Here is a 12,862-nt window from a genome sequence, read left to right as displayed (position 1 = left end):
CCGATTGCTCGCTATCAGGGATCACCCTGACTCGTCCCTGAAAGTGAGTTGGCTCATCCCTGAAATCCCCGGCCCGACCCTGAATTACCCGGCCTCGATTCCCGCAGAGCGGCCGGGCATGCTTTGATTCTGGAGTGAAGACCGAACGGATGACGAGGCCGCGGCTCCGAATCATCGGTGGTGTGTGCGCTGGGTTCGCCGAGCACACCGGTCTTCCCGTGAACGTTGTGCGGGTGGCCACGGTCATCCTTGCGTTCTGCGGCGGCGCGGGGATCCTTCTCTACGCCTGGCTGTGGGCGACCACACCGGCTGCCGGCAGCACAGCTGCCCGCTCTGCCGCGCTGCCGAAGGCCAGTCTGGTGACGCCCGCCGGGGCGCCGTTTGCTTCCTCGACAACTCCTGCGCCAGAGGCATTCTCCCCGGCGGACTCCGCTCGGACGGCGGCCCAGGCGACAGCTCAGACGGCGGCCTCAACGCAACCGCTCACCGCGTCTGACGCCACGGCGACAGCAGCGTCGAGCGCGGCATCCGCTCGCACCGCCCCTGTCACCGAGATTCTGCTCGGCCTCGCCCTGCTCGCGGCGGGAGTCGCGCTGATCGCCAGCCGGTACGGTGCCAGCATTCCGCTGGCGGTCATCATCCCGGCCATCGTGGTGCTCGCCGGTGTTGCACTCGCCTGGCGACAGTTCGCTGATCTCCGCAGCGGCGCAGCGCTCCGCACCTCCGCGATCCTGGTGCGCATTCTCGGCGCCCTGGTGCTGGTCGCCGTCGGCATCCTGCTTTTTTTCGTGACGGGGGAGCAGCCGAACGTCTGGACGGTTGTCGTTGCCGCCGCCGCGGTGCTCATCGGCGTGGCCGTGGTGCTCGCGCCCTGGCTGATCCGCCTGTTCGGCGACCTTGCCGATGAGCGTGCTGCGCGGGTGCGGGAGGCAGAGCGCGCCGAGATCGCGGCCCACCTGCACGATTCGGTGCTGCAGACGCTCGCCCTGATCCAGCAGAAGGCCGGTCCCCACAGCGACGCCGCGCGCCTTGCCAGGGCGCAGGAACGCGAGCTGCGCGAATGGTTGTTCACGGGCGCCGAGTCCACGCGCGTCGACCTGGCGACCGAACTCCGTCGTGTTGCCGGGATCATCGAAGAGGATCATGCGGTGCGCTTCGAAATCGTCACGGCTGGAAGCGGCCCTGAGGACGCGCCGGAGGGACTCGTCGCTGCTGCCCGCGAGGCGATGCTGAATGCGGCCAGGCACGCCGGCGGCACAGTCACCGTCTACCTGGAGAGCGGCGCTCGCGGCATTGAGCTCAGCGTGACCGACCGCGGCCCCGGGTTCTCGCTCGACGACATCCCCGAAGATCGGCTGGGCGTGCGCGAATCGATTCTGGGGCGGATGCGCCGGGTCGGCGGCAGTGCAGCGGTCCGGCCGGGCCCTGGCGGCTCAGGAACCGAGATCCTGCTCACGATGCCCGCGTCGCACAGCCCAGAAGCACAGTCCCCAGAACCGCAGTCTTCAGAACCACAGTCTTCAGAACCACAGTCTCCAGGAACGGATGCCGAATGACCGACCTCGCAGCTGCGGAGCCCACTCTGCCGCCGGCAGCCCTGCCCGTGGTCATCGTCGACGACCACTCGATCTTCCGCTCAGGACTCCGAGCCGAGCTGGATGCCGGCATCGCCGTGCTCGGCGAGGCAGCGACAGTCGATGAGGCCATCGCCCTCGTCACCCAGCTGCAGCCGCGGGTCGTGCTGCTCGACGTGCACCTGCCGCGTGGACGCGGCGGCGGGGGAGCAGAGGTCATTCGCGAGGCGGCGCCGCTCGCGCCGGCCACGCTGTTCCTGGCGCTGAGTGTGTCGGATGCCGCCGACGACGTCGTCCGTGTCATCCGCGCAGGGGCCCGCGGCTACATCACGAAGAGTTCGTCAGGCGCTGAGGTGTCGGAGGCCGCCCGCCGCGTCGCAGACGGCGACGCGGTGTTCTCGCCCAAGCTGGCCGGCTTCGTGCTCGACGCGTTCGGGGCGGTGTCCGGCGAGACGGCGGAGACCACCGATGAGCTCGATCGGCTCTCTGCGCGCGAGCAGGAAGTCATGCGCCTGATCGCCCGTGGCTACACCTACAAAGAGGTGGCCAGCACGCTGTTCATCTCGGCGAAGACCGTTGAAACCCATGTCTCGGCCGTGCTGCGCAAGCTGCAGCTCTCGAGTAGGCACGAACTCACCGCCTGGGCGCTGGAGCGCAAGCTGCTCTAGCAGCCAGCCAGCAAGCCCAGCAAGCCCAGCCCGACAAGCCCAGCCCTAGAGCAGACCCAGCTCCATCGCGCGGGTGACTGCTCGTGTGCGATCGCTCACACCGAGCTTCTCGAACGCGTGCAGCAGATGCGTTTTCACCGTCGCCTCGCCAATGAAGAGCGCGCGCCCGACGGCTGGATTGCTGTTGCCGGCGGCCACCAGCCGAAGCACTTCGAGTTCTCTGGCCGACAGGCGTGGCGCGGGCGTCGCATCCGTTCGAACTCGCTGCACGAGCTTGGTGGCGATTGAAGGTGCGAGCACGGTCTGGCCGCCGGCCACCGAGCGTACGCCCTCAATGATCTCCGCCTGGGGCGCCGCCTTCAGCAGATAGCCGCTCGCTCCGGCTTCAATCGCGCCGAGGATCTGGTCATCCGTCTCGTAGGTGGTGAGGATCAGCACGCGGATGCCTGGGGTCGCCGCCAGGATCTGCGCGGTCGCTGCGACACCGTCGAGATTTGGCATTCGAAGGTCCATGAGCACGACGTCTGGTGAGAGTGCGGCCGCGCGGTCAATGGCTTCAGCGCCGTCGGAGGCTTCACCGACCACCTCGATGCCCTCTGCTGCCCCGAGCAGGCCGACGATGCCACTGCGGACGATGGGGTGGTCATCTGCGACGAGCACACGGATCACGAAGGTTCTCCAACCGGAATTTTAATGCGCAGCTCAGTGCCCGTACCGGCAGTCCCAGCCCCCACCCGCAGGTCGCCGCCAACCAATCCGACGCGGTCACGCATTCCAGACAGGCCGAATCCGGTCGCAGTGACTGGGGAGTACGCGCCGAGTCCGCGCCCGTTGTCGAGCACGGTGAGGGTCACACTTTTGCCGGTGCTGTCATTGTCACCGGCCAGCACGATTGAGACGGATGCCGCCTCCGCCCGTGAGTGCTTCCTCACGTTGGCGAGACCCTCCTGGGTGCACCGCAGGAGAACAACCTCGATCTCGCGATCGAGTTCATGCGCGGCGACGGTCATGTCCACCTGGATGCCCGTCTCGCGCTCGAAGCGTTCCGCCAGCCGATGCAGGGCCTCGGTGAGCGTGGAGTCCCCGACGCTCGCCGAAGACATGGCGGCGACGAGGGCGCGCGCTTCGGTCAGGGCGTCTCGCGCAGTGTCTTCGATGAGATCAACGGTCTCGGCCGCTGGCGTCGCCTCTGCGCCTGCGGCCGCCAGTTCAGACTTCGTGCGCTGGGCCAGCATCACCAGGCTGGTGAGGCTCTGCGCGATGGTGTCGTGGATCTCGCGCGCCAGCCGTTCCCGCTCGCTCGCGCTGCCGGCATCCCGGTGCATGGCAGCCAGCTCACCCTGGGCCGCGGTGAGTTCGGTGAGCAGGGTGCGATGCTTTTCGCCGTCACTGATGATGCGGCTGATCCACAGGCCGATCGAGATGGCGAACACCAGCGAGATTCCCTCGATCGCGATGGCCTGCTGGATGACGGCCGCTGAACCGCCGAGACCCAGCGCGAAGCCGACTGCTATGGATGTCGCGAAAAACACGCTGAGTGCGATGCCGGCGGCAGCCGAGCCGGACAGCACCCAGATCAGGGGAAACACGAACGCCTGCAGGGTCGCCATATTGGGAACAAAGAACGTGGCGACGCCGCATCCGATGCTGATGACGACGCAGAACACGACCGACGGACGGTCGCTGCCCGGCCGGCGACGGCCCCACAGTGCGTAACAGAGCCCGATTGCCGCAAGGGTGGCGACCGCTCCGATTCGATTCGCGGGCGACGCGGCGTAGCCGAAGACAGCGACGAGCGCCATGACGACGAGCCCGACACCGACGGCGAGGTCCCACCAGCGTTTCGTCGTCATGTGCTTAGTGTCCCATTCGTTGTGCTGTGGTTTCGCGCGTCAGCGCCGCTGGGCGTGGGTGCAGCATCCGCTCGCCGAGAATCGCCGAGAATCGCCGAAACGACCGAGGATCGCCGTTGGAGCGGCGATTCTGGGCGGAAACGGCGATTCTCGGTGGTGGTGGTGGTGGTGGTGGTGGTGGTGGTGGTGGTGGTGGTGGTGGTGGTGGTGGTGCGAAAGGGGCGTGGCCTAGGCGTCCTTGCGGATCCAGCGGAACGTGACCCGGCTGAGCACCAGGCCGACGACCAGCCAGATGCCGAGGTTCAGCGCGATGAGGCCGTAGTCCCACGTGCCAGACGGCTCGAGGGACGCAAAGCTCTCCGGCAGGAAGACACCGCGCATGCCCTGCGCCATCCATTTGAGTGGGAACAGGCTGGCCAGGTTCTGCATCCACTCCGGCAGCAGGTAGAACTGCAGGTAGACGCCGGAGATGAACTGCAGCACCAGCACGGTGGGGATGACGACGGCCGTCGCGCTCTTGCCAGAACGCGGCAGTGCCGAGAGCGCGATACCGAGGAACGCGCAGGTGATGACGCCGAACACGAACACCCACGCGAAGGTGAGCCACTTCTCTGGCTCTGTGGGCAGTGCAACGTCGAAGGCATAGTGGGCAACGGCCAGCAGCAACGCCGCCTGCAGCACGCCGGTCACGAACACCTGCCCGATCTTGCCCATGAAGTAGCTGAACGGAGACAGCGGCGTGCCCCCCAGGCGCTTGAGCGTGCCGTCGCCCTTCTCTGTCGCGATGTCGACGGCCAGATTCTGCAGGCCGGACAGCAGCATGCCGGCAGCCAGCATGCCTGGCAGGTAATACGCGCCGACGCTGATGCCGCCTGAGCCATCCGCCGCCGTGCCGACGTTGCCGGCCGTGCTGAACGCACTCGTGAAGATCGCGAGCATGACGACGGGGAACAGGAACGTGAAGAAGAGCGTGTCGAAGCCGCGGAAATAGATCCTGGTCTCGTAGCCGATGCGCGAGGCACCGAGGGCGATGGTGCTCATGCGCGGGCCTCTTCCTGGATTGTGCGTTCTGGGGTCTTTGCATTTGCCGCGCGAACGAGGTCGAGATACACGTCCTCCAGGCTCGGCCGGATCACCTCAAGATCGGTCGGCTCTCCGCCGTACTCGCTCACGAGCGCGGCCACGCGCATCGCGGGTTCCTCCGTGCGTTCCTGCCGCATCGTGCCAGACGCGTCGCGCCAGCGAACGACAGGGATACGGGCATCCGCTCCACCGATCTCGTCGATGGCCCCGATGTCGATGAGGCGCCCACCCGCGATCACGCCGGCCCTGTCGCTGAGTTGCGCGGCCTCGTCGAGGTAGTGCGTGGTCAGCAGAATGCTGGTTCCCTCGGCCTTGAGCGAGCGGATGAGGTCCCAGAACGCTCGTCTGGCCTCTGGGTCGAAGCCCGTTGTCGGTTCGTCGAGGAAGAGGAACTCCGGGCGTCCGATGATGCCGAGCGCGACATCCACTCGCCGGCGCTGCCCGCCAGAGAGCTTGCTGATGCGTGTCTTGGCCTTCTCGGTGAGGCCGACGGCCTCGATCACCTCACGCACGTTCCGCGGGTGCGGGTAGAAGCCGGCGAAGTGGGTGAGCTGTTCTGTGACCGTGACGTTGCCGCTTTCGCCGCTGGACTGCAGCACGATACCGAGTCGTGCCTTCCAGTCGAGTCCGCCCTTGGCCGGGTCGACACCGAGCACGCTGACGTCGCCGCTTGTGCGATCGCGGTAGCCCTCGAGGATCTCGATGGTGGTGCTCTTGCCTGCGCCGTTCGGCCCGAGAAGGGCGAAGGTCTCGCCCTTCTGGATGTCGAAGCTGATGCCGTCGACGGCAACAGCGCCGCCGTAGCTCTTGTGCAGGTCGCGTACTCGCACGACCGGTGGAGCGGATGTCTCGTTCATAGTCCCAGCCTCTCAGCCGGCGACTCGGGTGTGAAGCCTCCAGCCGGAGGAGTCAGGCATCCACCGATCGGTGGATGCCTGACTCCTGGGCCGCGAGAGGCCGTCAGATCTGCAGTCCTACGCGAAGAGACGCTGCAAGCGCTGCACACCCTCGAGCAGCGCATCGTCGCCGAGCGCATACGACAGGCGCACGAAGCCGCTCGGGCCGAATGCCTCGCCTGGCACGACGGCAACCTCGGCCTGGTCAAGGATGAGGTCGGCCAGCTCAAGGGATGTCGTCGGAGTGACCCCGCCCCAGGTCTTGCCGAGCAGACCGGTGACATCCGGGTAGACGTAGAAGGCGCCCTGCGGCGTCGGCGTGATCAGGCCGGGGATCTTGTTCAGCTCTGCGACGATCAGCTTGCGGCGGCGGTCGAAGGCCTCGCGCATCGCGATGGCTGCATCCTGCGGACCGTTGAGCGCTGCGATGGCTGCACGCTGCGAGATGTTCGACACGTTCGACGACAGGTGCGACTGCAGGTTGCCTGCAGCTTTGATGGCGTCGGCCGGGCCGACCATCCATCCCACGCGCCATCCGGTCATAGCGTAGGTCTTGGCAACGCCGTTCACCAGGATTGTGCGGTCGGCAAGCGCCGGCACTGCCTCGACGATGGAGATAGCGCGCACGCCGTCATAGGTGAGGTTCTGGTAGATCTCGTCGGTGATGACCCAGAGGCCGTGTTCGTCGGCCCATTCGCCGATCTCGCGGGTCTGCTCAGGCGAGTAGACGGCACCCGTCGGGTTGGAGGGCGACACGAACAGCAGCACCTTGGTGCGCTCGGTGCGAGCGGCTTCCAGCTGCTCAACAGTGACGAGGTAACCCTGGTCGCTGCCGGCGAAGACGTCGACCTGCACGCCGCCGGCAAGCTTGATGGCTTCGGGGTAGGTGGTCCAGTACGGCGTGGGCACGAGAACCTCGTCGCCCGGGTCGAGCAGCGTCGCGAACGATTGGTATACGGCCTGCTTGCCGCCGTTGGTGATGATCACCTGGCTGGGCGACACCTCCAGACCTGAGTCGCGGAGCGTCTTCGCCGCTACTGCCTCACGCAGCTCGGGAAGTCCGACTGCTGGGGTGTACCGATAGTTCTTCGGATCCCGTACTGCGGCCAACGCGGCCTCAACGATGTGCTCGGGAGTTGCGAAATCAGGCTCGCCAGCTGCATAGCTAATAACCGGGCGACCGGCAGCCTGCAGGGCCTTGGCCTTGCCATCGACTTTGAGGGTTGCCGACTCTGCGATTGAGCCGACGCGGTTCGAGATTCGTGGGAGTTCGTTGGTCACGCTACGAGCATACGGGGGCGCACGGCGGCTGCCCAGAGCGACTACTCTGTAATACGTACGCCGTATGAAAACGATCTAGTAGCGGATGCTCAGGGGCCCAGCTTTACAGCCACCCCGCGAGTGACCTACACTTGATCTAGGTAGTTGAAATCTGCCATGCTTTTTTGCGCCCTTTTTTGATGTTCATTTTGGTGAATTGGCCATTGTGTTGATTGAATAGGCATATGCGAAGGAGCATCTGGGTTTCGGCTCAGGGTTTCGGCCCATAGGGTGGTGGCTCAATTGGTAGAGCAGCGGTCTCCAAAACCGCAGGTTGCAGGTTCGAGTCCTGTCCGCCCTGCAAGTCGGTGGTATTTCCACTGGCCCACGAAAGGTGTAATAGGTGGCCCGAAAAGTTCTCGACGAACCCAGTGAGGAAATCGTCGCCAACGCGAAGAAGGCGCGCGAAACTAAGCGTGGCCCGTTCGCTCGGATGTCCCTGTTCGTGAAGCAGGTCATCGCGGAGCTCAAGAAGGTCGTTACACCGACCCGCAAAGAGCTTCTGAGCTACACCGGTGTCGTGCTGGTCTTCGTGGTGATCATGATGGCCCTGGTCTCGCTGCTTGACTGGGTGTTTGCCCTCACCGTGACCTATGTATTTGGAACGCCAGGCGGCTAAGACCCGCCGCCACCGTCCCGGTGGCACCTGCGCGACTGACATCGCAACGCTGCACGGGTAAAGATTTCGTGCCCATGCAACAGAGAAGGATTGAGATTTAGTGTCTGAGACGAATTACGACGACGTCGACTGGGCGACTGCCGCCGAACAGTCCGCTGAAGACGACGAAGCCCAGTCCGGTAACGTACTGGCCGCTGAAGAGCACTCGGTTGAAGCCGCTGAAGAGATTGCACTGCACGTCGAAGACGAGAACGCCGACGTTGAAGACAACCTCGACGCCGCACTCGACGCGCTTGCTGATTCCACCGACCCTGAAGCCGATGCGGTCGTCGATGACGCACTCGACATTGACTCGGTCGAAGAGGCAGAAGCAGCTGTAGAAGCTGTCGAAGCCGAAGAAGAAGTATCAGAAGACCCCTACGACGAGTTCCGCAAGGAACTGCGCTTCGCACCGGGCAAGTGGTACGTAATTCACTCTTACGCCGGCTTTGAACGCCGCGTTAAGCAGAACATCGAGAACCGCAAGCAGTCGATGGCCATGGAAGATTTCATCTACCAGGTCGAGGTTCCGATGGAAGACGTCGTCGAGATCAAGAATGGCCAGCGCAAGATGGTCACTCGCGTCCGTATCCCCGGATACGTACTGGTTCGCATGGACCTGAACGAAGACAGCTGGTCAGTGGTTCGCCACACGCCTGGCGTCACCGGCTTCGTGGGCAACTCGCACAACCCGACCCCGCTTCGTTTCGAAGAGGCATTCGGCATGCTGAAGAGCCTGGTCGAGATCAAGGACGTCCCGGTTGCCAAGGCTGGCGGCGGACAGGCTGGACGAGCTCAGGCTCGCGTCATCCCGGCCGAAGTCGACTTCGAGATCGGCGAGACCATCACGATCAAGGAAGGCTCGTTCGCTGGCCTTCCCGGTTCGATCAGCGAGATCAAGCCGGAGAGCGGCAAGCTCATCGTGCTCGTCTCCCTGTTCGAGCGTGAGACCCCGGTCGAGCTCAGCTTCGACCAGGTCACCAAGCTCTAACAACTCCCCTCAACTACCGCGCCTCGGAATCGCCGGGGTAGCGGGAGAACCTCGTCGAGGAATCTCGACAGGCTCGATCACCGAAAAGGAATAGAACTATGGCACCGAAGAAGAAGGTTACTGGTCTGATCAAGCTTCAGATCAAGGCCGGCGCCGCCAACCCAGCACCGCCCATTGGTCCGGCGCTCGGTCAGCACGGCGTCAACATCATGGAGTTCTGCAAGGCGTATAACGCTGCGACAGAATCACAGCGCGGAAACGTTGTTCCGGTTGAAATCACCGTTTACGAGGACCGCTCGTTCACGTTCATCCTGAAGACCCCGCCGGCAGCTGAGCTCATCAAGAAGGCAGCTGGTGTTGCAAAGGGTTCAGGAACCCCGCACACCGTCAAGGTTGCCAAGCTCACGCAGGCTCAGGTCCGCGACATTGCCGAGGCCAAGATGGTTGACCTCAACGCGAACGACCTCGACGCAGCGTCGAAGATCATCGCAGGCACCGCTCGTTCAATGGGCATCACGGTAGAAGGCTAGTCCTTCCCGTTCATCAGCATTTACGCCGACGACAGTGGTCGTAGGCATCACGTGGAAGAGCCGGCCAGGCTCGCACCACAGTCTCAGTAGCATTACAGGAGAATCAAATGGCACAGAAGTCAAAGGCTTACCGGGCCGCGGTCGAGAAGATCGCAGCCGACAAGTTCTACACCCCGGCCGAAGCAGTCGCCCTCGCCAAGGAGACCGGTTCAGCCAAGTTCGACTCCACCGTTGAGGTTGCCCTCAAGCTTGGTGTTGACCCCCGCAAGGCAGACCAGATGGTTCGCGGCACCGTGATTCTTCCGCACGGTACCGGTAAGACCGCCCGCGTCATCGTCTTCGCAACGGGCCCCGCTGCCGAAGCTGCAATCGCAGCCGGTGCAGACGAGGTCGGTGGCACCGAGCTGATCGAGAAGGTAGCCGCTGGTTACACCTCGTTCGACTCCGCCGTCTCAACCCCTGAGCTCATGGGCCAGGTCGGTCGCCTCGGTAAGGTCCTCGGCCCGCGTGGTCTGATGCCGAACCCGAAGACCGGTACCGTGACGCCCGACGTCGCGAAGGCTGTCTCCGACATCAAGGGTGGAAAGATCGAGTTCCGCGTTGACAAGCACTCCAACGTGCACTTCGTCGTTGGCAAGGCTTCCTTCACCGCTGAGCAGCTTGACGAGAACATCTCGGCAGCACTCGAAGAGATCGTTCGCTTGAAGCCGAGCTCCTCCAAGGGCCGTTACATCATGAAGGGTGCTGTCTCGACCACGTTCGGTCCTGGCATCCCCCTCGATGTGAACAGCATCTAAGTAGTTTGTAACTCGTTCTTCGGAACAACACAGAAAGGCCCGTCCACTGGACGGGCCTTTCTGCGTACCTACCGCGAGTGAGCGCTAAACGGATTCCGCAGCTGTAGCGGATGCCGCGGCATCCGAATACGACTCCACGTAGTGGTCGATCTCTGCCAGGTGCAATGCCTTCTCGTCATCGGCCAGCCACGAGGCCTCGAACGAGTTCTTCGCGAGAGTCACGACGTCGTCGATGCCCAGGCCGCTCTTCTCGATCAGGGCGAGGTAGTTGTCGGCGATGTAGCCGCCGAAGTATGCAGGGTCATCCGAGTTCACCGTGACCTTGACGCCGCGGCCGAGCAGTTCGACGATCTCTGTGGCCTTCATGTCGCTGGTCACAAAGCTGTTGGAGACGGGGCAGCAGGTGAGACCGATGCCCCGTTCGCGCACCAGCTCGACCAGCTCAGGGTTCTCGACGATATTCGTGCCGTGGTCGATGCGGTCGACCTTGATCTCTTCGAGCACCTGGCGGATGTTCTCGATGCTGCCGACCTGGTCGATGTCGCAGTGCATGGTAAGCATGAGGCCCTCGGAGCGTGCCAGTGCAAAGACTTCGGCAAACTTCGCCGGTGGGTTGTCGCGTTCGTCAGAATCGAGACCGACACCGATGAAGAGATCCTTGTACGGCAGCGCCTCCTGCAGGGTGGCCAGCGCGCTCTCTGCGGTGAAGTCACGCAGGAAGCAGAGGATCAGGTCGGCGGAGATGCCGAAGTCTGCAGCATCCGTTGCCGCGCGCGAGCAGCCGAGGATGACGTTCTCGATCGGTACGCCACGGGACGTGTGTGCCTGTGGGTCGAAGAACGCCTCAACGCGGCGCACGCCGTCGGTGGCGGCACGCAGGAAGTATGCGCTGGCCAAGTCGTAGAAGTCCTGCTCCTCGACAAGCACATTCATCGCCGGGTAGTACACGCCCAGGAAGCTCGCGAGCGAGTCGAAGACATATGTCTTGCGCACCTCTTCGACGGTGCTCTGGCCGATGTCGACACCGTTGCGGGTGGCCAGGGCCAGCTTGAGCTCGGGCTCCAGGGTGCCCTCAAGGTGGAGGTGGAGTTCGCTCTTGGGCAAGCCGAGCACGAACTCGCGGGTGGGGGTTGTTGCGGGCATGGTTGATGCGCCTTTCTCATCCGGTCTCTGGACCATATCAAGACCTGGTTTCCCCGATGTTTCGCAGCATGCTGCTGTCGCCGTGATGCTGCTGATGGGAGCGCAAATGTCACGAGTTCATCACGCAATGCGCTTGAAACACGCCCGATCCAGGGGCGTCATGTGAGCGATCTAGTCTGATCGCATTCCCCCACCAGCAGCACTGGATCAATCCTCAGAGAGAGACACGACCCCATGACGCAGCGATCTTCGAGATCTCCCCGTTCAGTGGCCTTCCGATTCGGAAAGCTGGCAGCCGTTGCTGCTGTCGCCGCCCTGGCATTCAGCGCCTGCGCGGCCGACACGGGTTCCGGCCCAGACTCCAGCGCCTCCGGCGGTAAGGTAGCACTCGGTGACGCGAGCATTCAGCTGTCCTGGATCAAAAACGCCGAATTCATGGGTGAATTCGTCGCTGAGAAGAATGGCTACTACGCCGAGGCCGGTCTCGGGAAAGTCGACCTGGTTGCCGGCCCGCCCACTTCGGCCGAGGCGACAGTCATCTCCGGCAACGTTGACCTTGCCCTCGGCAATGCGATCTCCACCGGCACCGTCATCGCCAATGAGGGAGCGCCGATCAAGATCATCGGAGCGACCTACCAGAAGAACCCGTTCACCATCCTGTCGTTGAAGGGCGTCGGCAACATCAGCACCGTCGACGCGCTGAAGGGTAAGACGGTCGGCGTGCAGGCCAGCAACATGAACCTGTGGGAAGCCTTCCTTGCAGTCAACGACCTCACCGACAGCGAAGTGACGACCGTGCCGGTCGAGTACGACCCGACCCCGCTGTTCAACGGCGAAGTCGATGGCTGGTTCGGCTACCTGACCAACGAGGCAATCGATGCAGACCTGGCCGGCCTCGACCCCGTCAACCTGCCGCTGGCCGACAATGGCTTGCCGTTCGTCGCCGAGACGTTCATCGCGTCAGATGACTCCATAGCGAACAACCGCGAGAAGCTGAAGGCGCTGCTGATCGCCGAGATCAAGGGCTGGTCCGATGCGATCAACGACCCTGAGGCCGCAGCGACCTACGTCGTTGACACCTACGGCGCAGAACTCGGACTGACCATGGCCAAGGAGTCGAAGCAGGCGTCAGTGCAGTCGACCGACCTCGTCGTTAGCGCCGACACCGTCAAGAACGGCCTCTTCACAGTCACGTCTGAGCTGCAGAAACAGAGCATCGCAACACTGAAGGCCGCCGGCATTGGTGTCACTGCTGACAAGCTCTTCGACATGAGCCTCCTGGCCGAGGTCTACAAGGAGAACCCCGACCTCATCGCTTACAGCAAGTAAGCACGAGTCGACGACACACC

Annotated in this window: 13 protein-coding genes and 1 tRNA gene; 8 read left to right on the top strand and 6 right to left on the bottom strand. The window is 63.7% G+C overall.

Translation table 11 applies throughout. The annotated features are described in order from the left end of the window. The first annotated feature begins 134 nt into the window (after window positions 1-134). Together ACMT3I_RS10475 and ACMT3I_RS10470 are read left to right on the top strand one after the other, a co-directional pair. Window positions 135-1,556: a PspC domain-containing protein gene (locus ACMT3I_RS10475; protein WP_414804431.1), complete on the top strand. Its 1,422-nt coding sequence runs from the start codon at window positions 135-137 to the stop codon at window positions 1,554-1,556. Continuing rightward, a complete protein-coding gene (locus tag ACMT3I_RS10470) occupies window positions 1,553-2,242 on the top strand; it encodes a LuxR C-terminal-related transcriptional regulator (protein WP_414804430.1) in 690 nt (229 codons plus the stop codon). The genes ACMT3I_RS10475 and ACMT3I_RS10470 overlap by 4 nt, the downstream gene beginning before the upstream one ends. A 45-nt stretch (window positions 2,243-2,287) precedes the next feature. Here ACMT3I_RS10470 and ACMT3I_RS10465 read toward each other — a convergent pair whose 3' ends face one another. The 5 genes from ACMT3I_RS10465 to ACMT3I_RS10445 form a co-directional block, all read right to left on the bottom strand. Then, window positions 2,288-2,911, bottom strand: a complete 624-nt coding sequence (locus ACMT3I_RS10465; protein WP_414804429.1) for a response regulator transcription factor — start codon at window positions 2,909-2,911, stop codon at window positions 2,288-2,290. After that, window positions 2,908-4,095, bottom strand: coding sequence for a sensor histidine kinase (locus tag ACMT3I_RS10460; protein WP_414804428.1), 1,188 nt, complete (start codon window positions 4,093-4,095; stop codon window positions 2,908-2,910). Before ACMT3I_RS10460 ends, ACMT3I_RS10465 begins: the two co-directional genes overlap by 4 nt. 228 nt (window positions 4,096-4,323) lie before the next feature. After that, window positions 4,324-5,136, bottom strand: a complete 813-nt coding sequence (locus ACMT3I_RS10455; RefSeq protein WP_414804427.1) for an ABC transporter permease — start codon at window positions 5,134-5,136, stop codon at window positions 4,324-4,326. Further along, complete coding sequence (locus ACMT3I_RS10450) at window positions 5,133-6,035, bottom strand: ABC transporter ATP-binding protein (protein WP_414804426.1); 903 nt, start codon at window positions 6,033-6,035, stop codon at window positions 5,133-5,135. The genes ACMT3I_RS10455 and ACMT3I_RS10450 overlap by 4 nt, the downstream gene beginning before the upstream one ends. A gap of 117 nt (window positions 6,036-6,152) precedes the next feature. Beyond that, window positions 6,153-7,355: a pyridoxal phosphate-dependent aminotransferase gene (locus ACMT3I_RS10445; protein ID WP_414804425.1), complete on the bottom strand. Its 1,203-nt coding sequence runs from the start codon at window positions 7,353-7,355 to the stop codon at window positions 6,153-6,155. Window positions 7,356-7,622: 267 nt separating this feature from the next. Here ACMT3I_RS10445 and ACMT3I_RS10440 point away from each other — a divergent pair. The 5 genes from ACMT3I_RS10440 to rplA all read left to right on the top strand — a co-directional run bounded on the left by ACMT3I_RS10440 (window position 7,623) and on the right by rplA (window position 10,370). Further along, a tRNA-Trp gene (locus ACMT3I_RS10440) sits at window positions 7,623-7,695 on the top strand. A gap of 42 nt (window positions 7,696-7,737) precedes the next feature. Then, window positions 7,738-8,013, top strand: coding sequence for a preprotein translocase subunit SecE (gene secE, locus ACMT3I_RS10435; protein WP_414804424.1), 276 nt, complete (start codon window positions 7,738-7,740; stop codon window positions 8,011-8,013). Window positions 8,014-8,113: 100 nt separating this feature from the next. Next, a complete protein-coding gene (gene nusG, locus ACMT3I_RS10430) occupies window positions 8,114-9,043 on the top strand; it encodes a transcription termination/antitermination protein NusG (RefSeq protein WP_414804423.1) in 930 nt (309 codons plus the stop codon). 98 nt (window positions 9,044-9,141) lie between these two features. Further along, window positions 9,142-9,573, top strand: a complete 432-nt coding sequence (rplK, locus tag ACMT3I_RS10425; RefSeq protein ID WP_414804422.1) for a 50S ribosomal protein L11 — start codon at window positions 9,142-9,144, stop codon at window positions 9,571-9,573. 107 nt (window positions 9,574-9,680) lie between these two features. Next, window positions 9,681-10,370: a 50S ribosomal protein L1 gene (rplA, locus tag ACMT3I_RS10420; RefSeq protein WP_414804421.1), complete on the top strand. Its 690-nt coding sequence runs from the start codon at window positions 9,681-9,683 to the stop codon at window positions 10,368-10,370. Window positions 10,371-10,454: 84 nt separating this feature from the next. Here the strand turns inward: rplA and add are convergent, their stop codons facing one another. Continuing rightward, window positions 10,455-11,513, bottom strand: a complete 1,059-nt coding sequence (gene add, locus ACMT3I_RS10415) for an adenosine deaminase (RefSeq protein WP_414804420.1) — start codon at window positions 11,511-11,513, stop codon at window positions 10,455-10,457. Window positions 11,514-11,747: 234 nt separating this feature from the next. Between add and ACMT3I_RS10410 the strand changes: the two genes are divergently transcribed. Next, on the top strand, window positions 11,748-12,842 hold the full coding sequence (locus tag ACMT3I_RS10410; protein WP_414804419.1) for an ABC transporter substrate-binding protein: 1,095 nt from the start codon (window positions 11,748-11,750) through the stop codon (window positions 12,840-12,842). Window positions 12,843-12,862 lie beyond the last annotated feature (20 nt).

Source organism: Leifsonia sp. A12D58, assembly GCF_047530025.1.
GTDB lineage: Bacteria > Actinomycetota > Actinomycetes > Actinomycetales > Microbacteriaceae > Cryobacterium.
This window is presented reverse-complemented; position numbering and strand designations above follow the sequence as displayed.